The following is a 17,359-nucleotide window of genomic DNA, read 5'->3' as shown; positions in this document are numbered from 1 at the left end:
ACGGAGATGGTGATGCCGGGCGACAACGTGACGATGGACGTGACGCTGATCGTGCCGATCGCGATGGAAGAAAAGCTGCGCTTCGCCATCCGCGAGGGCGGCCGCACCGTCGGTGCCGGCGTCGTCGCGCAGATCATCGAGTAGCAGGAAACCACGGATGCGGCGGGAGCCGCTTTGCCCCCGCCCGCATCTTTCAAGGACTCGGTCATGAACGGTCAAAACATTCGTATCCGCCTGAAGGCGTTCGATCACCGCATCTTGGACACGTCGACGAAGGAAATCGTCTCGACGGCCAAGCGGACGGGTGCCCAGGTACGCGGCCCGGTGCCGCTGCCGACGCGGATTGAGAAATTCACCGTGAACCGTTCGCCGCACATCGACAAGAAGTCGCGCGAGCAGTTTGAAATCCGGACCCACAAGCGGCTTTTGGACATCATCGATCCGACGCCGCAGACGGTGGACGCCTTGATGAAGCTCGACCTGGCTGCCGGTGTCGATGTCGAGATCAAGCTCTAGGCCGCACTAACCCGGGGAAGCATGGAAATGCGCTCAGGAGTGATTGCACAAAAGGTCGGAATGACCCGGATCTACCTGGATTCCGGTGAGAACGTTCCCGTGACCGTGCTGAAACTTCAAAACTGTCAGGTTGTCGCCCATCGCAGCGACGACAAGGACGGATACACCGCCGTTCAGCTCGGCGCCGGTCTCGCCAAGGCCAAGAATACGCCGCGCGCCATGCGCGGACATTTCGCGGTCGCCAAGGTCGAGCCGAAGCGCCGCCTGGCCGAGTTCCGGGTGTCGCCGGACAATCTGATCGACGTCGGCGCAGAGCTGACGGCCGATCACTTCGTCGCCGGCCAGTTCGTCGACGTTACCGGCACCTCGATCGGCAAGGGCTTTGCCGGCGCCATGAAGCGGCACAATTTCGGCGGCCTTCGGGCTTCGCACGGCGTGTCGATCTCGCACCGCGCGCATGGTTCGACCGGCCACTGCCAGGACCCCGGCAAGGTGTTCAAGGGCAAGAAGATGGCCGGCCAGCTCGGCAACGAGCGGGTGACGACGCAGAACCTGAAGGTCGTCAAGACCGACGCCGACCGTGGCCTGATCATGGTCAAGGGCGCCGTTCCGGGAGCCAAGGGCACCTGGATCCTGGTTCGCGACGCGCTGAAGAAGTCGCTTCCGGAAGACGTGCCGACGCCCGGCAGGTTCCGGTTGCCCGAAGGTGCCGGCGCTCCGGCCGCGGCCGAGGCCGAGGCGGTCGAGACCGCCGGGGAGACTGCGTGATGGATATTGAAGTAAAGACGCTCGACGGCGCATCGGCGGGTTCGCTGACGCTTTCCGACGAGGTGTTCGGCCTGGAGCCGCGCGGCGACATCCTGCAGCGCGTCGTGCGCTGGCAGCTCGCCAAGCGCCAGGCGGGCACGCACAAGACCAAGGGCCGGGCGGAAATCGCCCGCACCGGCAAGAAGTTCGGCAAGCAGAAGGGCGGCGGCGGTGCCCGTCACGGCAGCCGCAGGGCGCCGATCTTCGTCGGCGGTGGCCGGGCGCACGGGCCGGTGGTCCGCAGCCACGCCCACGACCTGCCGAAGAAGGTGCGTGCCCTCGGCCTGAAGCTGGCGCTGTCGGAAAAGGCGCGGGGCGAGAGTCTGATCGTCGTCGACGACGTCAAGCTGGACGCGGCCAAGACCAAGGCGCTGCGCGAGAAGCTCGGCGGCCTCGGCCTGACCAGCGCGCTGGTCATCGACGGTGCGGAGCTCAATGAGGGCTTTGCGATGGCGGCTCGCAACATTCCGCATCTCGACGTGCTGCCGGTTGCCGGCGCCAACGTCTACGACATCCTGCGGCGCGACACACTGGTACTGACGAAGGCGGCCGTGGCCGCTCTCGAGGAGCGGTTCAAATGACGGACCTGAAGCATTACGACGTCATCGTGAGCCCGGTCATCACCGAGAAGTCGACCTACGCCTCCGAGGCCAACAAGGTCGTCTTCAACGTGGCCAAGACCGCGACCAAGCCCCAGATCAAGGCTGCCGTGGAGGCGCTGTTCGGGGTCAAGGTCTCGGGCGTGAACACCATCCTGCGCAAGGGCAAGGTGAAGCGCTTCCGTGGTCATCCGGGCCGGCAATCTGACGTCAAGAAGGCGGTGGTCACCCTCGTGGAAGGCCATTCCATCGACGTGACGACGGGTCTCTGAGGCGGATAGAACAATGGCACTGAAAACATTCAAACCGACGACGCCGGGTCAGCGCCAGCTGGTCATCGTCGACCGCTCCAAGCTCTACAAGGGCAAGCCGGTCAAGACGCTGACCGAGGGTCTGACCAAGGCGGGCGGGCGCAACAATGCCGGCCGCAACACGTCGCCGCGCAAGGGCGGCGGCCACAAGCGGACCTACCGCATCGTCGATTTCAAGCGGCGCAAGTTCGACGTGCCGGCGACGGTCGAGCGGATCGAATACGATCCCAACCGCTCGGCGTTCATCGCGCTGATCCGCTATGAGGACGACGAGCTCGCCTACATCCTGGCGCCGCAGCGGCTGGCCGTCGGCGACAAGGTGATCTCGGGTCAGAACGTCGACGTCAAGCCGGGCAATACCATGCCGCTGTCGTCGATCCCGGTCGGCACCATCATCCACAATGTGGAGATGAAGCCGGGCAAGGGCGGACAGATCGCGCGCGCCGCCGGCGCCTATGCGCAGATCGTCGGCCGCGACCAGGGCTATGCGACGATCCGGCTGAATTCCGGCGAGCAGCGCCGCATCTTCGGCGCCTGCCTTGCGACCGTCGGCGCTGTGTCCAATCCGGACAACGCCAACACCAATCTCGGCAAGGCCGGCCGCTCGCGCTGGCTCGGCATCCGGCCGAAGGTTCGCGGCGTCGCCATGAACCCGGTCGACCACCCGCATGGCGGCGGCGAGGGCCGCACCTCCGGCGGCCGTCACCCGGTGACGCCGTGGGGCAAGCCGACCAAGGGCAAGCGGACGCGGTCCAACAAGGCGACCGACAAGTTCATCGTGCGCAGCCGTCACGCGCGCAAGAAGTAAGAGAGGCAGGAAGAAGTGGCTCGTTCCATTTGGAAAGGTCCGTTCATCGACGGATATCTGCTGAAGAAAGCCGAAAAGGCGGCCTCCTCGGGTCGCAAAGAGGTGATCAAGATCTGGAGCCGTCGGTCGACCATCCTGCCGCAGTTCGTCGGTCTGACCTTCGGCGTCTACAACGGCCAGAAGCACGTTCCGGTGCTGGTCTCCGAAGACATGGTCGGACACAAGTTCGGCGAGTTCGCGCCGACCCGGACCTATTACGGCCACGCTGCCGACAAGAAGGCCAAGAGGAGATAACGATGGGCAAGCCGAAGAGCCCCCGGTCCCTGGCCGACAACGAGGCCAAGGCCGTGAACCGGATGCTGCGGGTCAGCCCGCAGAAGCTGAACCTTGTCGCAAGCATGATCCGCGGCAAGAAGGTCGATGCGGCGCTCGCGGACCTGACGTTCTCGCGCAAGCGCATCGCCAACGACGTGCGCAAGACGCTGGAGTCAGCCATTGCGAACGCGGAAAACAACCACCAGCTCGACGTCGACTCGCTCGTCGTCGCGGAAGCCTTCGTCGGCAAGGCCCTGGTGATGAAACGCTGGAAGCCGCGGGCGCGCGGTCGGGTGGGACGGATCCAGAAGCCGTTCTCGAACCTGACGATCGTCGTGCGCGAAGTCGAGGAGACCGCCTGATGGGTCAGAAAGTCAATCCGGTCGGGCTTCGGCTGGGCATCAACCGCACCTGGGATTCCCGCTGGTACGCCAACAAGGGCGAGTACGGCTCGCTGCTCCATGAGGACATGGAGATCCGGCGCTACCTGATGGACAGGCTGAAGCAGGCGGCGGTTTCCAAGATCGTCATCGAGCGTCCGCACAAGAAGTGCCGGATCACGATCCACTCGGCACGGCCGGGCATCGTCATCGGCAAGAAGGGTGCGGACATCGAGAAGCTGCGCCGCAAGCTGGCCGAGATGACCAAGTCGGAAGTCCACCTCAACATCGTCGAGGTGCGCAAGCCGGAGATCGACGCCACGCTGGTGGCCGCCTCCATCGCCCAGCAGCTCGAGCGCCGCGTGGCGTTCCGCCGGGCCATGAAGCGGGCCGTCCAGTCGGCGATGCGGCTCGGCGCCGAAGGTATCCGCATCAACTGCGGCGGCCGTCTCGGCGGTGCGGAAATCGCCCGTATGGAATGGTACCGCGAGGGCCGGGTGCCGCTGCACACGCTGCGCGCGGACATCGATTACGGCACGGCGACGGCGCGCACTGCCTATGGCTGCTGCGGCGTCAAGGTGTGGATCTTCAAGGGCGAGATCCTGGAGCACGATCCGATGGCTTCCGAGCGTCGGTCGAGCGAGAGCCAGGAAAGTGGCGGCGGCGGTGACCGCGGTGGCCGTGGCCGCCGGGACCGGGCTGCGTGACGACAAACGCCTGTTGGTGAACGACTAGAATAAGAGCGAGACCATGCTCCAACCGAAGCGCACGAAATTTCGCAAGCAGCACAAGGGCCGCATCCATGGCAACGCCAAGGGTGGCACCGATCTGAATTTCGGTTCCTACGGCCTGAAGGCGCTGGAGCCGGAGCGGATCACCGCCCGCCAGATCGAGGCCGCGCGGCGGGCCATCACCCGCCACATGAAGCGCGCCGGACGCGTCTGGATCCGGGTGTTCCCGGATGTGCCGGTGTCGAAGAAGCCGACCGAAGTGCGCATGGGTAAGGGCAAGGGCACGCCGGAATTCTGGGCCGCCCGGGTCAAGCCGGGCCGGATCGTTTTCGAAATCGACGGCGTCGCCGAGCCGATCGCCCGCGAGGCGCTGCGTCTCGGTGCCGCGAAGCTGCCGATCCGCACGCGGTTCGTGCAGCGCATCGCCGAATAGCGGCGCGACAGGAACAAGGGTTACGGCCATGAAGGCAAGTGACGTCAGAGCAATGACCGTCGACCAGCTCACCGATGAGCTCGGCAAGCTGAAGAAGGAGCAGTTCAATCTGCGCTTCCAGCGGGCGACGGGTCAGTTGGAGAACACGGCGCGCGTCCGGCAGATTCGCCGCGACCTCGCCAGGATCGAGACCATCATGCGCGAGAAGCGCACTGCTGAAAGCGCATAACGGAGAAACTTCATGCCGAAACGGCTGCTTCATGGCGTCGTGGTGAGCGACAAGAGCGACAAGACGGTGGTTGTCCGCGTCGAGCGGCGCTTCACGCACCCGCTGTTCAAGAAGACCGTGCGCCGCACCAAGAACTACAAGGCGCATGACGAGAACAACGCCTACAAGGTCGGCGACCTGGTCGCGATCGAGGAAAGCAGGCCGATCTCGCGGTCGAAGTCTTGGGTTGTGGTCAAGGCCGAAGTGGCCGGCGACCAGTAAGAATGGAATAGAGCGCCGGGACCGGTAAGCGGCAGGCGCGCAGAGAGTTACGAGGCGGGCAGTCATGATTCAGATGCAGACCAATCTCGACGTGGCTGACAATTCCGGCGCGCGCCGTGTCATGTGCATCAAGGTGCTTGGCGGCTCCAAGCGCAAATATGCGGGCGTCGGCGACATCATCGTTGTCAGCGTCAAGGAAGCGAGCCCGCGCGGCCGCGTGAAAAAGGGCCAGGTCATGAAGGCCGTGGTCGTGCGCACCGCCAAGGACATCCGTCGTCCGGATGGCAGCGTCATCCGCTTCGATCGCAATGCGGCGGTGCTGGTCGACAACAAGAAAGAGCCGGTCGGTACCCGTATTTTCGGCCCGGTGCCGCGCGAACTGAGAGCGAAGCAGCATATGAAGATCATCTCGCTCGCACCGGAGGTGCTGTGATGTCTTTGAAGATCAAGAAGGGCGACCGCGTCGTCGTCCTCGCCGGGCGCGACAAGGGTCGCATCGGCGAAGTGATCCGCATGATGCCGAAGGAAAACCGCGCCGTGGTGCGCGGCATCAACGTCGCCAAGCGCCACCAGCGCCAGACCGCGACCCAGGAAGCCGGCATCATTTCCAAGGAAATGCCTATCCACCTGTCCAACATCGCGATTGCCGATCCCAAGGACGACAAGCCGACGCGGATCGGGACCAAGGTCCTCGACGATGGCCGGAAGGTGCGGTTCGCCAAGCGTTCGGGAGATTTGATCGATGGCTGAAGCCACCACTTACGTGCCGCGGCTGAAGACCCATTACGCGGACGTCGTGCGCACCAAGATGCTGGAAGAGTTCGGGTACAAGAACCCGATGCAGATTCCGGCGCTTGAAAAGGTCGTTCTGAACATCGGCGTCGGCGAGGCCGTCGGCGATTCCAAGAAGGTCAAGTCGGCGGCCGCCGACCTGGCGCTGATCGCCGGCCAGAAGCCCGTGATCACCCGGGCCCGCAAGTCCATCGCCACGTTCAAGCTGCGCGAGGGCATGGAGATCGGCTGCAAGGTGACGCTGCGCAAGGCGCGGATGTTCGAGTTCATCGACCGTCTGGTGACGATCGCGCTGCCGCGCGTTCGGGACTTCCGCGGCCTGAACCCGAAGAGCTTCGACGGGCAGGGCAATTACGCGCTCGGCATCAAGGAACACATCGTGTTCCCGGAGATCAACTACGACAAGGTCGATCAGATCTGGGGCATGGACATCGTCGTCTGCACCACGGCAACGACCGATGACGAGGCGCGCGCGCTGCTGCGCGAGTTCAATTTCCCGTTCCGGACGTGATCGGGCAACGGTTTTTCGACGAGGCGAAGGTATGGCGAAGAAAAGCGCGATCGAGAAGAACAAGCGGCGGCGGAAGCTCGTCGACCAATACGCGGACAAGCGCAAGGCCCTGAAGGCTGCGGCTAAGGACGAATCGCTGACGCTGGAAGAGCGATTCCAGGCGCAGCTCAAGCTTGCGGAACTGCCGCGGAACTCTTCCAAGACGCGCATTCGCAATCGCTGTGAAGTGACCGGCCGGCCGCGAGGCTACTACCGCAAGCTCAAGATGTCGCGCGTTGCGCTTCGTGAGCTCGGGTCGCTGGGCCTGGTGCCCGGCATGGTCAAGTCGAGTTGGTAAGGAGAACGCATCCATGTCGATGAGCGACCCCCTGGGCGATATGCTGACCCGTATCCGGAACGCGCAGATGCGCGGCCGGTCGACGGTCTCGACGCCCGCTTCGACGTTGCGCAAGCGCGTTCTCGACGTGCTGGAGTCGGAAGGGTTCATCCGGGGTTACACCTCGGTGGACTTCGACGGCGGCAAGTCCGAAATCGAGATCTCGCTGAAGTATTTCGACGGTCAGCCGGTGATCCAGGAGATCGAGCGCGTCTCGACCCCCGGCCGGCGCGTCTACACCTCGGTGAAGACGATCCCGCGGATCCACAACGGCCTCGGCGTGTCGATCCTGTCGACGCCGATGGGCGTGATGGCCGATCACGAAGCCCGCGACAAGAATGTCGGCGGCGAGGTGCTCTGCCGCGTCTTCTAAGGCGCAAAGGGCAGGGCAACGGAACAACGAAGAGCACGGATTGGTGAAATGTCCCGGATAGGCAAATTAGCGGTGCCGGTTCCGAGCGGGGTCTCGGCGGATATCGACGGTCAGACCGTGTCGGTGAAAGGTCCGAAGGGCAGCTTGTCCTTTACCGTCAGCGATACGTGCAAGGTGGAAAAGACCGACGACGGCATCAAGATCACGCCGGTCGACGCCGACGACAAGAAGGCCCGGTCGATGTGGGGCATGTCGCGGACCATGGTCTCGAACATCGTGACCGGCGTATCGGACGGCTTTGAGAAGAAGCTGCAGATCAACGGCGTCGGCTACCGCGCCCAGGTGCAGGGCAAGAACCTGCAGCTCGCGCTCGGCTTCAGCCACGACGTGATCTATCCGATCCCGGAGGGCATCGACATCGCGTGCCCGAAGCCGACGGAAGTCACGATTACCGGCATCGACCGCCAGCAGGTTGGTCAGGTGGCGGCGGAGATCCGCGATTACCGGCCGCCGGAGCCCTATAAGGGCAAGGGCGTCAAATATGCGGACGAATTCATCGTCCGCAAAGAAGGCAAGAAGAAGTAGGCGCGAGACCGATGGCTCAGAATACTTTCAACAAGCGTCGCATCCGGGTGCGCCGGCAGATCCAGAAGGCTGCCAACGGGCGTCCGCGCCTCAGCGTCTTCCGGTCGGGTCGGCACATTTATGCCCAGGTCATCGACGACGGCAACGGGCGCACGCTCGCGTCCGCCTCGTCGCTGGAAAAGACCATGCGCGACAAGCTGAAGAACGGCGGCGACAAGGGTGCCGCAGAGGCCGTCGGCAAGCTGATTGCCGAGCGGGCGACCGAGGCCGGCGTCAAGCAGGTCATCTTCGATCGCGGCGGCTACATCTACCATGGCCGCGTCAAGGCGCTGGCCGATGCGGCCCGCGAGAGCGGCCTGGATTTCTGATCGTCCCGTTCGGGGCGCAACGGATAACGGAAGAACGGTATGGCAAGACAGGACATGCGCGAGCAGGACCGCGACAGCGAGTTCGTCGACAAGCTCGTCCACATCAACCGCGTTGCCAAGGTGGTCAAGGGCGGCCGTCGGTTCGGCTTTGCGGCGCTGGTCGTCGTCGGCGACCAGAAGGGCCGGGTCGGTTTCGGCCACGGCAAGGCGCGTGAGGTGCCCGAGGCGATCCGCAAGGCGACGGAAGCTGCCAAGCGCGGCATGATCCGGGTGCCGCTGCGCGAGGGCCGGACGCTCCACCACGACGTGGAAGGGCGCCACGGCGCCGGCCGGGTTGTGCTGCGTGCGGCCCCTCCGGGCACCGGCATCATCGCCGGCGGTCCGATGCGCGCCGTGTTCGAGACGCTCGGCATGCAGGACGTGGTCGCCAAGTCGCTCGGCACGTCGAATCCGTACAACATGGTTCGCGCGACGTTCGAGGCGCTGAAGCGGGAAGACAGCCCGCGTTCGGTCGCCGCCCGCCGCGGCCTCAAAGTTTCGGCGCTGCAGGCGCGTCGGCGCGATATCGTCGACGTCACCGAGGGTTGATTTCCCTCACGCGCGTCACCAGTTGATCCGGGAGCGATCTGATGGCCACTACTGAAAAAACGATCACGGTCGAGCAAATCGGCAGCCCGATCCGGCGTCCGAAAGAGCAGCGGGCGACGCTTGTCGGCCTCGGCCTCAACAAAATGCACCGCCGCCGCACGCTTCAGGACACGCCGGAAGTGCGCGGCATGATCCGCAGCGTGCAGCATTTGGTTCGCGTCGTCGAAGAAGACTAAGGCGCACCGGGAGACGACGATGAAGCTCAACGAAATCAAAGACAACGACGGCGCGGTGAAAACCGCCAAGCGCGTCGGCCGCGGTATCGGCTCCGGCAAGGGCAAGACCGGCGGACGCGGCGTCAAGGGTCAGAAGTCCCGCGAGGGCGTCGCCATCAAGGGCTTCGAAGGTGGCCAGATGCCGCTGCACCGGCGCCTGCCGAAGCGCGGCTTCAGCAACATCTTCGCCAAGTCCTACAACGTCACCAGCCTCGGCCGGGTGCAGCAGGCGATCGACGCCGGCAAGCTCGACAAGAAGGCGACGGTGACCGTCGAAGCGCTGGTCGCGGCGGGCGTCGTGCGGCGCGCGAAGGACGGTGTGCGGCTTCTCGCCGACGGCGAATTGAAGGACAAGGTGACGTTCGAGATCGCCGGCGCCTCCAAGGCCGCCATTGCGGCGGTCGAGAAGGCCGGCGGCAAGGTCACGGTGATTGCGCCGGAGACCTCCAAGGGCGACGCCAAGGACGCGGAGTGATCCGGGTGCGCCGCACCCCGGACGCGGGCGTCGGCGCAGTCCTTTCGGGGTCCTTCATCTCTGGGACCTTGAGCCTTTCCGCCGGAACCCCTGACCGTCGCCGGGAAACCGACGCCGGTCCGGCAAGGGGCAGGGCGGCAAAAATGACACGGAAGACGGTGGGGGCGATCGCAGGATCGCCGCTGCCGTTTTAGGCGGAGACGGGTATGGCATCGGCCGCAGAACAACTCGCAGCAAACATCAATTTCTCCGCGTTCGCAAAAGCGGAAGAACTGAAGAAGCGCATCTGGTTCACGCTGGGTGCGCTGATCGTTTATCGGCTGGGCACCTATGTCCCGCTGCCGGGCATCAATCCGGACGAGCTTGCGCGGGCGTTCCAGGCCAACCAGTCCGGCATCCTCGGCATGTTCAACATGTTCGCCGGCGGTGCCGTCGGCCGCATGGCGATCTTCGCCCTCGGCATCATGCCGTACATCTCGGCCTCGATCATCATCCAGCTCATGACGAGCGTCGTGCCGTCGCTTGAGCAGCTCAAGAAAGAGGGTGAGGCGGGCCGCAAGAAGATCAACCAGTACACCCGCTACGGCACGGTGATCCTGGCGACATTCCAGGCCTACGGCATCGCCGTCGGCCTTGAGGGCGCCGGCAGCATCGTCATGGATCCGGGCATCTTCTTCCGCTTCTCCACCGTGGTGACGCTGGTCGGCGGCACCATGTTCCTGATGTGGCTGGGCGAGCAGATCACGGCGCGCGGCGTCGGCAACGGCATCTCGCTGATCATCTTCTCCGGCATCGTCGCCGAGCTTCCCTCGGCCATCGTCGGAACGCTGGAGCTCGGCCGCCAGGGCGCGCTGTCGACGCCGATCATCCTGGCCATCCTGGCGCTGTCGGTGGCCGTGATCGCGATCATCGTGTTCATCGAGCGGGCCCAGCGCCGGCTGCTGATCCAGTATCCGAAGCGCCAGGTCGGCAACAAGATGATGGAAGGCCAGTCCTCGCATCTGCCGCTGAAGCTCAACACCTCGGGCGTCATCCCGCCGATCTTCGCCTCCTCGCTGCTCTTGATTCCGGCGACGGTCGCGAACTTCTCGTCCCAGAACGGGCCGGAATGGCTGATCACGGTGACCTCGCTGCTCGGCCGCGGCGCGCCGCTGTTCATGATCCTTTATGCCAGCCTGATCGTGTTCTTTGCGTTCTTCTACACCGCGATCGTGTTCGATCCGGCCGACACCGCGGACAATCTGAAAAAGCACGGCGGCTTCATCCCCGGCATCCGGCCGGGCGAGCGCACCGCCCAGTACATCGACTACGTCCTGACCCGAATCACCGTCATCGGAGCTATCTATCTGGTTGCGGTCTGCCTGTTACCCGAATTTCTGATATCGGCGACCGGCGTTCCCTTCTATTTTGGCGGCACGTCGTTGCTGATCGTGGTCAGCGTGACGATGGATACCGTATCGCAGATCCAGGGGCATCTGCTGGCCCATCAGTATGAAGGGCTCGTCAAGAAAGCGAAGTTGAGGGGGCGTCGTCGATGAGGTTGATTTTCCTTGGGCCACCGGGCAGCGGCAAGGGAACCCAGGCAAAGCGTATCGTGGAAAACCGTGGCATCGTGCAGTTGTCGACCGGAGACATGCTGCGGGCCGCGGTCAAGGCAGAGACCGAAGTGGGCCTGAAGGCCAAGGAGATCATGGACCGGGGCGACCTGGTGCCGGACGAGGTGGTGGTCGGCATCATCGCGGAGCGCCTCGAGCAACCGGACTGCGCTAACGGCTTCATGCTCGACGGCTTCCCGCGCACCATCGCCCAGGCCGAGGCGTTCGACCGGGTGATGGCGGAAAAGGGGCTCGGCCTCGACGCGGTCATCCTGCTTGACGTCGATGACGAGATCCTCCTTGAGCGCATCGAGAAGCGCGCCCGGGAGACCGGCGGCGAGCGCGCCGACGACAATGCGGAAACCCTGAAGAAGCGGCTGACGGTCTATCACAACCAGACCAAGCCGCTGATCGGCTACTACCGCGACAAGAATATGCTGCAGACGATCGACGGCACACAGACCGTCGACCAGGTCGGCGCCGAGATCGACGCGATCCTCGACGCGGCAGCCTGAACGAGACGTGAAGGTTTTTCGCGGGGTGCCGGTTGACGGACCCTTGCGGAATCGCTAAAAACCGCACCACTTCGCGACACTGTGAGCGATCGGTGCTGGGAGCCCATAAAGGGACCCGAGGGCCGATCCTGTTGTGCTTGGTTCGCGGTGCCCAGAGCATTGACGACCGCCGGAGGGCGGCCGTTCCATAAGGAGAAACAGCGTGGCCCGTATTGCTGGCGTCAACATTCCGACCAACAAGCGCACCGTGATTGCGCTGCAGTACATTCACGGCATCGGCCCCAAGAAGGCCCAGGACATCATCGAGGCCGTCAACATCGCGCCGGAGCGCCGCGTCAACGAGCTGTCGGACGCGGAAGTCATCCAGATGCGCGAGATCATCGACCGCGACTACATCGTGGAAGGCGATCTGCGCCGCGAGGTGGCGATGAACATCAAGCGGCTGATGGACCTCGGCTGCTATCGCGGCCTTCGGCATCGCCGCGGCCTGCCGGTGCGCGGCCAGCGGACCCACACCAATGCGCGCACGCGCAAGGGTCCGGCCAAGCCGATTGCCGGCAAGAAGAAGTAACCAACATCACGTTTTCGACAGGGCGGTGCCTTTCCGGCGCCGTCTTTCGATTTACGGTGGAGCCGCCGGCACTACGGCGGTGCTGAGATCGGAGACTGCCAATGGCTAAAGACGCAACGCGGATTCGCCGCCGCGAACGCAAGAACATCACGTCGGGCGTGGCCCATGTGAATTCGACCTTCAACAACACCATGATCACCATCACCGACGCCCAGGGCAATGCCATTTCGTGGTCGTCCGCCGGGTCGATGGGGTTCAAGGGGTCGCGCAAGTCGACCCCGTACGCGGCGCAGCTTGCCGCGGAGACCGCCGCCAAGAAGGCGATGGAGCACGGCATGCGCACGCTCGAGGTCGAGGTGCGCGGTCCCGGCTCCGGCCGTGAGTCGGCATTGCGCGCACTGCAGTCCGCGGGCTTCACCGTGACGTCGATCCGCGACGTGACGCCGATCCCGCACAATGGCTGCCGGCCGCGCAAGCGCCGGCGCGTCTGATCGCCGTATCCGGCAAGGGACCCCGAGCGGCGCGGGTCCGCCGGCGGGACGCCGGCATTTCGACTGATATGTGGCGCATCGACAGATGCCGCCGGAAAAACTGAAAGGGTATGGTCGTGGTCATCCAGAAAAACTGGCAGGAATTGATCAAGCCCACCAAGCTGGACATCAAGTCCGGGCATGAGGCCAACCGTCTCGGCACCGTGGTCGCGGAGCCGCTGGAGCGCGGCTTCGGCCTGACGCTCGGCAACGCGCTGCGTCGGGTGCTTCTGTCCTCGCTGCAGGGCGCGGCAGTCACCGCCGTCCAGATCGACGGCGTGCTGCACGAGTTCTCCTCGATTGCGGGCGTGCGCGAGGACGTCACCGACATCGTCCTCAACGTCAAGGAAATCGCCGTCAAGATGGAAGGCGAGGGGCCGAAGCGCATGGTCGTGCGCAAGCAGGGCCCGGGCGTCGTCGTCGCCGGCGATATCCAGGTCGTGGGCGATGTGGAGATCCTCAATCCGGATCACGTGCTGTGCACCCTCGACGAGGGCGCCGAGATCCGCATGGAGTTCACCGTCAACACCGGCAAGGGCTATGTCGCGGCCGACCGCAACCGTCCGGAAGACGCGCCGATCGGCCTGATCCCGGTCGACTCGCTCTATTCGCCGGTCAAGAAGGTCTCCTACAAGGTCGAGAACACCCGTGAGGGCCAGGTCCTCGACTACGACAAGCTGACGCTGTCGGTCGAGACCAACGGCTCGGTGTCGCCGGAAGATTCGGTCGCCTATGCCGCGCGCATCCTGCAGGACCAGCTGTCCATCTTCGTGAACTTCGAGGAGCCGGACAAGGAGGTCAAGGAAGAGCAGGTTCCGGAGCTCGCCTTCAACCCGGCGCTCTTGAAGAAGGTCGACGAGCTGGAGCTCTCGGTCAGGTCCGCCAACTGCCTGAAGAACGACAACATCGTCTATATCGGCGATCTCATCCAGAAGACCGAGGCGGAGATGCTGCGGACGCCGAATTTCGGCCGCAAGTCGCTCAACGAGATCAAGGAAGTGCTGGCGCAGATGGGCCTTCACCTCGGCATGGAGGTCACCAACTGGCCGCCGGAGAACATCGAAGAGCTCGCCAAGCGCTACGAAGACCACCACTATTGATCGGACTGGACCGGAACGGTCGTCCGCACGGGTAAACACGAAGAAAGGGACAGGGCCATGCGCCATCGCACTCGGGGCCGCAAGCTCAACCGCACGCCGAGCCATCGCAAGGCGATGTTCGCCAACATGTCTGCCTCGCTGATCAAGCATGAGCAGATCGTCACCACGCTGCCGAAGGCGAAGGATCTTCGCCCGATCGTCGAAAAGCTGGTGACGCTCGCCAAGAAGGGCGGTCTCGCCGCCCGGCGCCAGGCGGCATCGGAACTGCGCGACGAGGCAATGGCCAAGAAGCTGTTCGAGGTCATTGGCCCGCGCTACCAGGAGCGCAACGGCGGGTACACCCGCGTCCTGAAGGCCGGGTTCCGCTATGGCGACAACGCGCCGCTCGCCGTCATCGAGTTCGTCGACCGCGATCCGGCCGCCAAGGGCACCGATTCCGGGCCGACGGCCGACGTCGACGAGACGCTCGAGGCCGAAGGCGCCGCGGCGTAACGCCGGGCGGCCCCAGGGCTCAGGTCAGAATTGAAAAGGCGCCGTCCGGGCTGTCGGGCGGCGCCTTTTTCGTGTCCGATCACGCGGAGCGCGTGCCGTCAGAGGGGAGAATGACCGGATGGAGATGTTCCAGGTCGATGCTTTCACCGACCGGGTGTTCGGCGGCAATCCGGCGGCCGTCCTGATCCTCGATCGCTGGCTGGCCGACGAAACACTGCAGGCGATCGCGGGGGAAAACAATCTCGCCGAGACGGCCTTTGCCTGTCGCTCAGGGGATGGCCGATCGGGGGACGGCTGGGACCTCAGGTGGTTCACGCCGACCGTGGAGGTCGACTTCTGCGGCCACGCCACCCTTGCCACGGCCCATGTGCTGGCGCGCGAGCACGGTATCGCGGGCGAGATGCGGTTTTTGACGAGGGTGGGGGACCTTCGCGTCACCGCGACCGAAGACGGCTATGCGCTCGACGTGCCGCTGCTGGCGCCGGAGCCGCTGGAGCGGCTGCCGGAGGAGGTCGCCCATGTGGTGCCGGCGGGCGCGACGCTCTTTCGAAATTTCGAGAATCTCTTTGCCGAGCTTGCCGACGAGGCGGCGGTGACCGGCTTTTCGCCGGACCTTTCTGCCATCGCCAGGCTCGGACCGGTCGGCCTCGTCGTTACGGCCCGCGGCACCGTATCGGATTTCGTCTCGCGCTATTTCGCGCCCGGCGCCGGCATCCCGGAAGACCCGGTGACGGGCTCGACCCACGCAACGCTCGCGCCCTATTGGGCGGAACGGCTCGGCAAGGCACGGATGACGGCGCGGCAGGCGTCCGCCCGCGGCGGGTCGCTCACCTGTGAGATCGCGGGCGATCGGGTCCGGCTCTTCGGCCAGGCCGCCACGTTCATGAAGGCCGAGATCCGGCTGCCGGACTGACCCGGTTCTTTATCTGGCGCCCAGAATCCTCTCCACCGTCGCCGTTTCGATGCGGCCATAGCCGTTGAAGCTGGTGATGGTGGCCGAGCTGTAGGCGCCCATCATGCCGAATTCGATGCGGTCGCCGGGGCGGATGTCCTCGGGCAATGATACCGGCTTCGGCAGCACGTCGAGGGGGTCGCAGGTCGGGCCGTAGACGCGGGACGGGGTCGCCGGGCCGGTGAGGATGTGCGGGCCGCGGCGGACCAGCACCGGCGGCTCGATCGGGATCTGGGAAAGCTCCATCAGGCTGCCGTAGATGCCGTCATTGAGGAAGACGTCGCCATTGGCGCGCCGGTGCTTGACCTCGGCGAGCAGCGACATGGTCGGAGCGCAGAGCGCGCGGCCGGGCTCGGCGACGAGCCGGGTCTTTTGGCGATCGAAGGTGCGGGCGAAGGCATCGCCGATGTCGCGGAAATAGCGCTCCAGTTCCGGCGCCTCGCCGCCGCGGTAGCGGGCCGGAAAGCCGCCGCCCACATTGAGGCTTTGCGGCGCAACGCCGGCCTCGCGGGCAACACCTGCGGCATCGAAGACGAGGGCGACGAAGGCGGCCGGATCGCCGCATTGCGAGCCGGGATGGAAGGTGAGGCCGGTCGCAAAGCCGCGCCGGGCGATCTCGGCCAGAAGCGGGGCGGCATGTTCCGGCTCGGCGCCGAATTTGGAGCGGAAATCGTGCAGTGCCATGTTGCGGGCCGGGCGGATGCGCACCGACACCTCGACCGTCGCCGGATCGGTGACATGGGCGGCGAGCCGCTCGAACCCCTCCCGGTCGTCGACGACGAAATGGCGGGCGCCAAATCGATGGAGTGCGACGTCGGTCTCGTGGTCGGAGCGGATCGGATTGTTGTAGTGGAGGACCGCCGTCGGCAGGACGCCGCGCACCAGCGCCATCTCCACCGTGGAGGCGACGTCGAACGCGGTGATGCCTTCTGCTGAAAAGGCGCGGATCAGCTCCGGCGTCGGGTTTGATTTCACGGCATAGGTGGTCAGCCCCGGAAAGCCACCCTTGAAGGCTCTGGCGGAGGCGCGGGCGCGGGCCGGGCTGAAGCAGAGCGTCGGATGCTCAGGCGCGCACGCGGCGATCAGCGCGGCCACATCGGGAAAGACATCCGGGTAACGACTCCGCGTCGTCTGCGCACGCGTGGCGTCGAACGCCACGACCTCGGCCTTGCGATCCATACCGACCCCTCGTTTTTTCTGGGCAGCGGCACGTCCGGTCCTGGGTGCGGGTGCCGCCGCGAACGATTCTCAGGATCGCCGATCCCTATGGCGAAAAAAAGCCGATAGATTTTGCGGATTTGCCGAATGCTTGATAGTTTCGCCGACACGTTCGGCAAAATGACGAAACGGGGTGCGGGACATGGCCGCGGAAGGTCGCGACGAGGAACTGATCGCGCTGTTGCGCCTCAATGCGCGGGAGTCCGTTTCCGGCCTTGCCCGCAAGCTCGGCCTGTCGCGCTCCACGGTGCAGGACCGGCTGCGGCGGCTGGAGGAAAGCGGCGTCATCGCCGGCTACGACGTGCGGCTTGCCGCCGGCGAGCGGCCGGGGGTCAGGGCGATCGTGCTCCTGGAGATCGACCAGCGCCATGCCATCGGCATCGCCAATGCGCTGAAGGGCACGCCGGAGATCGAGACCGTCTACTCCGTCAGCGGCCGTTATGACCTCGCCGTCATCGCGGCCGCCCAGACCACCGATCATCTCGACAAGGTGCTCGACCGCATCCTCGCCGTCGACGGCGTAAAAAAATCGGAATCGGCCGTGATATTGTCGACCAAGCTCGATCGGCGCTAAACCGGGTCACGAAGAGGGCGCCCTTGAGTCCCTGCCGACGCGGCGGCCCGGCCGTCCTGTTATGAACGTTCATTGGAGA

31 protein-coding genes are annotated in these 17,359 nt (G+C 65.0%); 30 read left to right on the top strand and 1 reads right to left on the bottom strand.

Going from position 1 to position 17,359, the window contains the following annotated elements:
* From M2319_RS22770 to M2319_RS22630, 29 genes are all read left to right on the top strand, one after another.
* On the top strand, positions 1-144 hold a 144-nt coding region (locus M2319_RS22770; RefSeq protein WP_454557350.1), incomplete at its 5' end, for an EF-Tu C-terminal domain-related protein.
* Positions 145-207: 63 nt separating this feature from the next.
* The gene (rpsJ, locus tag M2319_RS22765; RefSeq protein WP_111436425.1) at positions 208-516 is read left to right on the top strand and encodes a 30S ribosomal protein S10; all 309 of its coding nucleotides are present in this window, start codon (positions 208-210) and stop codon (positions 514-516) included.
* A gap of 27 nt (positions 517-543) precedes the next feature.
* Entirely contained in the window at positions 544-1,284 is a 741-nt protein-coding gene (gene rplC / locus M2319_RS22760) for a 50S ribosomal protein L3 (RefSeq protein WP_264603772.1), read from the top strand.
* Positions 1,284-1,904: a 50S ribosomal protein L4 gene (gene rplD / locus M2319_RS22755; RefSeq protein WP_264603771.1), complete on the top strand. Its 621-nt coding sequence runs from the start codon at positions 1,284-1,286 to the stop codon at positions 1,902-1,904. Before rplC ends, rplD begins: the two co-directional genes overlap by 1 nt.
* Complete coding sequence (locus M2319_RS22750; protein ID WP_264603770.1) at positions 1,901-2,194, top strand: 50S ribosomal protein L23; 294 nt, start codon at positions 1,901-1,903, stop codon at positions 2,192-2,194. Before rplD ends, M2319_RS22750 begins: the two co-directional genes overlap by 4 nt.
* A 13-nt stretch (positions 2,195-2,207) precedes the next feature.
* A complete protein-coding gene (gene rplB / locus M2319_RS22745) occupies positions 2,208-3,041 on the top strand; it encodes a 50S ribosomal protein L2 (RefSeq protein WP_264603769.1) in 834 nt (277 codons plus the stop codon).
* Positions 3,042-3,056: 15 nt separating this feature from the next.
* Complete coding sequence (gene rpsS / locus M2319_RS22740) at positions 3,057-3,335, top strand: 30S ribosomal protein S19 (protein ID WP_264603768.1); 279 nt, start codon at positions 3,057-3,059, stop codon at positions 3,333-3,335.
* A 2-nt stretch (positions 3,336-3,337) separates the two neighbouring features.
* Positions 3,338-3,718 carry a 50S ribosomal protein L22 gene (rplV, locus tag M2319_RS22735; RefSeq protein ID WP_264603767.1) on the top strand — a complete coding sequence of 127 codons (381 nt, stop codon included), beginning with the start codon at positions 3,338-3,340 and terminating at the stop codon, positions 3,716-3,718.
* Positions 3,718-4,443: a 30S ribosomal protein S3 gene (gene rpsC / locus M2319_RS22730; protein WP_264603766.1), complete on the top strand. Its 726-nt coding sequence runs from the start codon at positions 3,718-3,720 to the stop codon at positions 4,441-4,443. Before rplV ends, rpsC begins: the two co-directional genes overlap by 1 nt.
* Before the next feature lie 43 nt (positions 4,444-4,486).
* Positions 4,487-4,900 carry a 50S ribosomal protein L16 gene (gene rplP, locus M2319_RS22725; RefSeq protein WP_264603765.1) on the top strand — a complete coding sequence of 138 codons (414 nt, stop codon included), beginning with the start codon at positions 4,487-4,489 and terminating at the stop codon, positions 4,898-4,900.
* A gap of 28 nt (positions 4,901-4,928) precedes the next feature.
* Positions 4,929-5,129, top strand: a complete 201-nt coding sequence (gene rpmC, locus M2319_RS22720) for a 50S ribosomal protein L29 (protein ID WP_264603764.1) — start codon at positions 4,929-4,931, stop codon at positions 5,127-5,129.
* 12 nt (positions 5,130-5,141) lie between these two features.
* Positions 5,142-5,390 carry a 30S ribosomal protein S17 gene (rpsQ, locus tag M2319_RS22715; protein ID WP_111436434.1) on the top strand — a complete coding sequence of 83 codons (249 nt, stop codon included), beginning with the start codon at positions 5,142-5,144 and terminating at the stop codon, positions 5,388-5,390.
* A gap of 64 nt (positions 5,391-5,454) precedes the next feature.
* Positions 5,455-5,823 (top strand): 50S ribosomal protein L14, encoded by a 369-nt coding sequence (gene rplN, locus M2319_RS22710; protein ID WP_111436435.1) that lies wholly within the window; start codon positions 5,455-5,457, stop codon positions 5,821-5,823.
* Positions 5,823-6,140, top strand: a complete 318-nt coding sequence (gene rplX, locus M2319_RS22705) for a 50S ribosomal protein L24 (RefSeq protein ID WP_264603763.1) — start codon at positions 5,823-5,825, stop codon at positions 6,138-6,140. The genes rplN and rplX overlap by 1 nt, the downstream gene beginning before the upstream one ends.
* Positions 6,133-6,693 (top strand): 50S ribosomal protein L5, encoded by a 561-nt coding sequence (rplE, locus tag M2319_RS22700; RefSeq protein ID WP_264603762.1) that lies wholly within the window; start codon positions 6,133-6,135, stop codon positions 6,691-6,693. Before rplX ends, rplE begins: the two co-directional genes overlap by 8 nt.
* 31 nt (positions 6,694-6,724) lie before the next feature.
* Entirely contained in the window at positions 6,725-7,030 is a 306-nt protein-coding gene (gene rpsN / locus M2319_RS22695; protein ID WP_264603761.1) for a 30S ribosomal protein S14, read from the top strand.
* Positions 7,031-7,043: 13 nt separating this feature from the next.
* Positions 7,044-7,442 (top strand): 30S ribosomal protein S8, encoded by a 399-nt coding sequence (gene rpsH / locus M2319_RS22690; RefSeq protein ID WP_264603760.1) that lies wholly within the window; start codon positions 7,044-7,046, stop codon positions 7,440-7,442.
* A 48-nt stretch (positions 7,443-7,490) separates the two neighbouring features.
* On the top strand, positions 7,491-8,027 hold the full coding sequence (rplF, locus tag M2319_RS22685; protein ID WP_264603759.1) for a 50S ribosomal protein L6: 537 nt from the start codon (positions 7,491-7,493) through the stop codon (positions 8,025-8,027).
* A gap of 11 nt (positions 8,028-8,038) precedes the next feature.
* On the top strand, positions 8,039-8,395 hold the full coding sequence (gene rplR, locus M2319_RS22680; RefSeq protein WP_264603758.1) for a 50S ribosomal protein L18: 357 nt from the start codon (positions 8,039-8,041) through the stop codon (positions 8,393-8,395).
* Between the two features lie 39 nt (positions 8,396-8,434).
* Positions 8,435-8,983: a 30S ribosomal protein S5 gene (gene rpsE, locus M2319_RS22675; RefSeq protein WP_264603757.1), complete on the top strand. Its 549-nt coding sequence runs from the start codon at positions 8,435-8,437 to the stop codon at positions 8,981-8,983.
* A gap of 41 nt (positions 8,984-9,024) precedes the next feature.
* The gene (gene rpmD / locus M2319_RS22670; protein ID WP_264603756.1) at positions 9,025-9,219 is read left to right on the top strand and encodes a 50S ribosomal protein L30; all 195 of its coding nucleotides are present in this window, start codon (positions 9,025-9,027) and stop codon (positions 9,217-9,219) included.
* A 19-nt stretch (positions 9,220-9,238) separates the two neighbouring features.
* Positions 9,239-9,733, top strand: coding sequence for a 50S ribosomal protein L15 (gene rplO, locus M2319_RS22665; protein ID WP_264603755.1), 495 nt, complete (start codon positions 9,239-9,241; stop codon positions 9,731-9,733).
* A gap of 206 nt (positions 9,734-9,939) precedes the next feature.
* Positions 9,940-11,271, top strand: a complete 1,332-nt coding sequence (gene secY / locus M2319_RS22660; RefSeq protein ID WP_264603754.1) for a preprotein translocase subunit SecY — start codon at positions 9,940-9,942, stop codon at positions 11,269-11,271.
* On the top strand, positions 11,268-11,843 hold the full coding sequence (locus M2319_RS22655; protein ID WP_264603753.1) for an adenylate kinase: 576 nt from the start codon (positions 11,268-11,270) through the stop codon (positions 11,841-11,843). The genes secY and M2319_RS22655 overlap by 4 nt, the downstream gene beginning before the upstream one ends.
* A gap of 202 nt (positions 11,844-12,045) precedes the next feature.
* Positions 12,046-12,414: a 30S ribosomal protein S13 gene (gene rpsM, locus M2319_RS22650; RefSeq protein ID WP_111436447.1), complete on the top strand. Its 369-nt coding sequence runs from the start codon at positions 12,046-12,048 to the stop codon at positions 12,412-12,414.
* Between the two features lie 101 nt (positions 12,415-12,515).
* Complete coding sequence (gene rpsK / locus M2319_RS22645) at positions 12,516-12,905, top strand: 30S ribosomal protein S11 (RefSeq protein WP_111436448.1); 390 nt, start codon at positions 12,516-12,518, stop codon at positions 12,903-12,905.
* A gap of 110 nt (positions 12,906-13,015) precedes the next feature.
* Positions 13,016-14,044 (top strand): DNA-directed RNA polymerase subunit alpha, encoded by a 1,029-nt coding sequence (locus M2319_RS22640; protein WP_406682267.1) that lies wholly within the window; start codon positions 13,016-13,018, stop codon positions 14,042-14,044.
* Positions 14,045-14,101: 57 nt separating this feature from the next.
* Positions 14,102-14,536 carry a 50S ribosomal protein L17 gene (gene rplQ, locus M2319_RS22635; RefSeq protein WP_264603751.1) on the top strand — a complete coding sequence of 145 codons (435 nt, stop codon included), beginning with the start codon at positions 14,102-14,104 and terminating at the stop codon, positions 14,534-14,536.
* A gap of 118 nt (positions 14,537-14,654) precedes the next feature.
* Positions 14,655-15,449 (top strand): PhzF family phenazine biosynthesis protein, encoded by a 795-nt coding sequence (locus M2319_RS22630; protein ID WP_264603750.1) that lies wholly within the window; start codon positions 14,655-14,657, stop codon positions 15,447-15,449.
* Positions 15,450-15,458: 9 nt separating this feature from the next.
* Here M2319_RS22630 and M2319_RS22625 read toward each other — a convergent pair whose 3' ends face one another.
* Positions 15,459-16,667 (bottom strand): type III PLP-dependent enzyme domain-containing protein, encoded by a 1,209-nt coding sequence (locus tag M2319_RS22625; protein ID WP_264603749.1) that lies wholly within the window; start codon positions 16,665-16,667, stop codon positions 15,459-15,461.
* 181 nt (positions 16,668-16,848) lie between these two features.
* Here M2319_RS22625 and M2319_RS22620 point away from each other — a divergent pair, with 181 nt between their 5' ends.
* Positions 16,849-17,280, top strand: a complete 432-nt coding sequence (locus tag M2319_RS22620; protein ID WP_264603748.1) for an Lrp/AsnC family transcriptional regulator — start codon at positions 16,849-16,851, stop codon at positions 17,278-17,280.
* Positions 17,281-17,359: the final 79 nt, after the last annotated feature.

The sequence above is a fragment of the Rhodobium gokarnense genome (assembly GCF_025961475.1).
In the GTDB taxonomy this organism is placed as follows: Bacteria; Pseudomonadota; Alphaproteobacteria; order Rhizobiales; family Rhodobiaceae; genus Rhodobium; species Rhodobium gokarnense.
Note: the sequence above shows the minus strand (reverse complement) of the source record. Positions and strands in the feature narration are given on the sequence as shown.

Bases quoted from the DNA above. Each gene is read 5' to 3' on its own strand.
- rplB (WP_264603769.1), top strand. From the start codon at position 2,208: ATGGCACTGAAAACATTCAAACCGACGACGCCGGGTCAGCGCCAGCTG.
- rpsK (WP_111436448.1), top strand. From the start codon at position 12,516: ATGGCTAAAGACGCAACGCGGATTCGCCGCCGCGAACGCAAGAACATC.
- rpsN (WP_264603761.1), top strand. From the start codon at position 6,725: ATGGCGAAGAAAAGCGCGATCGAGAAGAACAAGCGGCGGCGGAAGCTC.
- M2319_RS22620 (WP_264603748.1), top strand. From the start codon at position 16,849: ATGGCCGCGGAAGGTCGCGACGAGGAACTGATCGCGCTGTTGCGCCTC.
- rpsC (WP_264603766.1), top strand. From the start codon at position 3,718: ATGGGTCAGAAAGTCAATCCGGTCGGGCTTCGGCTGGGCATCAACCGC.
- M2319_RS22640 (WP_406682267.1), top strand. From the start codon at position 13,016: ATGGTCGTGGTCATCCAGAAAAACTGGCAGGAATTGATCAAGCCCACC.
- rplP (WP_264603765.1), top strand. From the start codon at position 4,487: ATGCTCCAACCGAAGCGCACGAAATTTCGCAAGCAGCACAAGGGCCGC.
- rplR (WP_264603758.1), top strand. From the start codon at position 8,039: ATGGCTCAGAATACTTTCAACAAGCGTCGCATCCGGGTGCGCCGGCAG.
- rplQ (WP_264603751.1), top strand. From the start codon at position 14,102: ATGCGCCATCGCACTCGGGGCCGCAAGCTCAACCGCACGCCGAGCCAT.
- secY (WP_264603754.1), top strand. From the start codon at position 9,940: ATGGCATCGGCCGCAGAACAACTCGCAGCAAACATCAATTTCTCCGCG.
- rplC (WP_264603772.1), top strand. From the start codon at position 544: ATGCGCTCAGGAGTGATTGCACAAAAGGTCGGAATGACCCGGATCTAC.
- M2319_RS22630 (WP_264603750.1), top strand. From the start codon at position 14,655: ATGGAGATGTTCCAGGTCGATGCTTTCACCGACCGGGTGTTCGGCGGC.
- M2319_RS22750 (WP_264603770.1), top strand. From the start codon at position 1,901: ATGACGGACCTGAAGCATTACGACGTCATCGTGAGCCCGGTCATCACC.
- rplE (WP_264603762.1), top strand. From the start codon at position 6,133: ATGGCTGAAGCCACCACTTACGTGCCGCGGCTGAAGACCCATTACGCG.
- rplV (WP_264603767.1), top strand. From the start codon at position 3,338: ATGGGCAAGCCGAAGAGCCCCCGGTCCCTGGCCGACAACGAGGCCAAG.
- rplF (WP_264603759.1), top strand. From the start codon at position 7,491: ATGTCCCGGATAGGCAAATTAGCGGTGCCGGTTCCGAGCGGGGTCTCG.
- rplO (WP_264603755.1), top strand. From the start codon at position 9,239: ATGAAGCTCAACGAAATCAAAGACAACGACGGCGCGGTGAAAACCGCC.
- rpmD (WP_264603756.1), top strand. From the start codon at position 9,025: ATGGCCACTACTGAAAAAACGATCACGGTCGAGCAAATCGGCAGCCCG.
- rpmC (WP_264603764.1), top strand. From the start codon at position 4,929: ATGAAGGCAAGTGACGTCAGAGCAATGACCGTCGACCAGCTCACCGAT.
- rplX (WP_264603763.1), top strand. From the start codon at position 5,823: ATGTCTTTGAAGATCAAGAAGGGCGACCGCGTCGTCGTCCTCGCCGGG.
- rpsQ (WP_111436434.1), top strand. From the start codon at position 5,142: ATGCCGAAACGGCTGCTTCATGGCGTCGTGGTGAGCGACAAGAGCGAC.
- M2319_RS22625 (WP_264603749.1), bottom strand. From the start codon at position 16,667: ATGGATCGCAAGGCCGAGGTCGTGGCGTTCGACGCCACGCGTGCGCAG.
- rpsE (WP_264603757.1), top strand. From the start codon at position 8,435: ATGGCAAGACAGGACATGCGCGAGCAGGACCGCGACAGCGAGTTCGTC.
- rplN (WP_111436435.1), top strand. From the start codon at position 5,455: ATGATTCAGATGCAGACCAATCTCGACGTGGCTGACAATTCCGGCGCG.
- M2319_RS22655 (WP_264603753.1), top strand. From the start codon at position 11,268: ATGAGGTTGATTTTCCTTGGGCCACCGGGCAGCGGCAAGGGAACCCAG.
- rplD (WP_264603771.1), top strand. From the start codon at position 1,284: ATGGATATTGAAGTAAAGACGCTCGACGGCGCATCGGCGGGTTCGCTG.
- rpsH (WP_264603760.1), top strand. From the start codon at position 7,044: ATGTCGATGAGCGACCCCCTGGGCGATATGCTGACCCGTATCCGGAAC.
- rpsJ (WP_111436425.1), top strand. From the start codon at position 208: ATGAACGGTCAAAACATTCGTATCCGCCTGAAGGCGTTCGATCACCGC.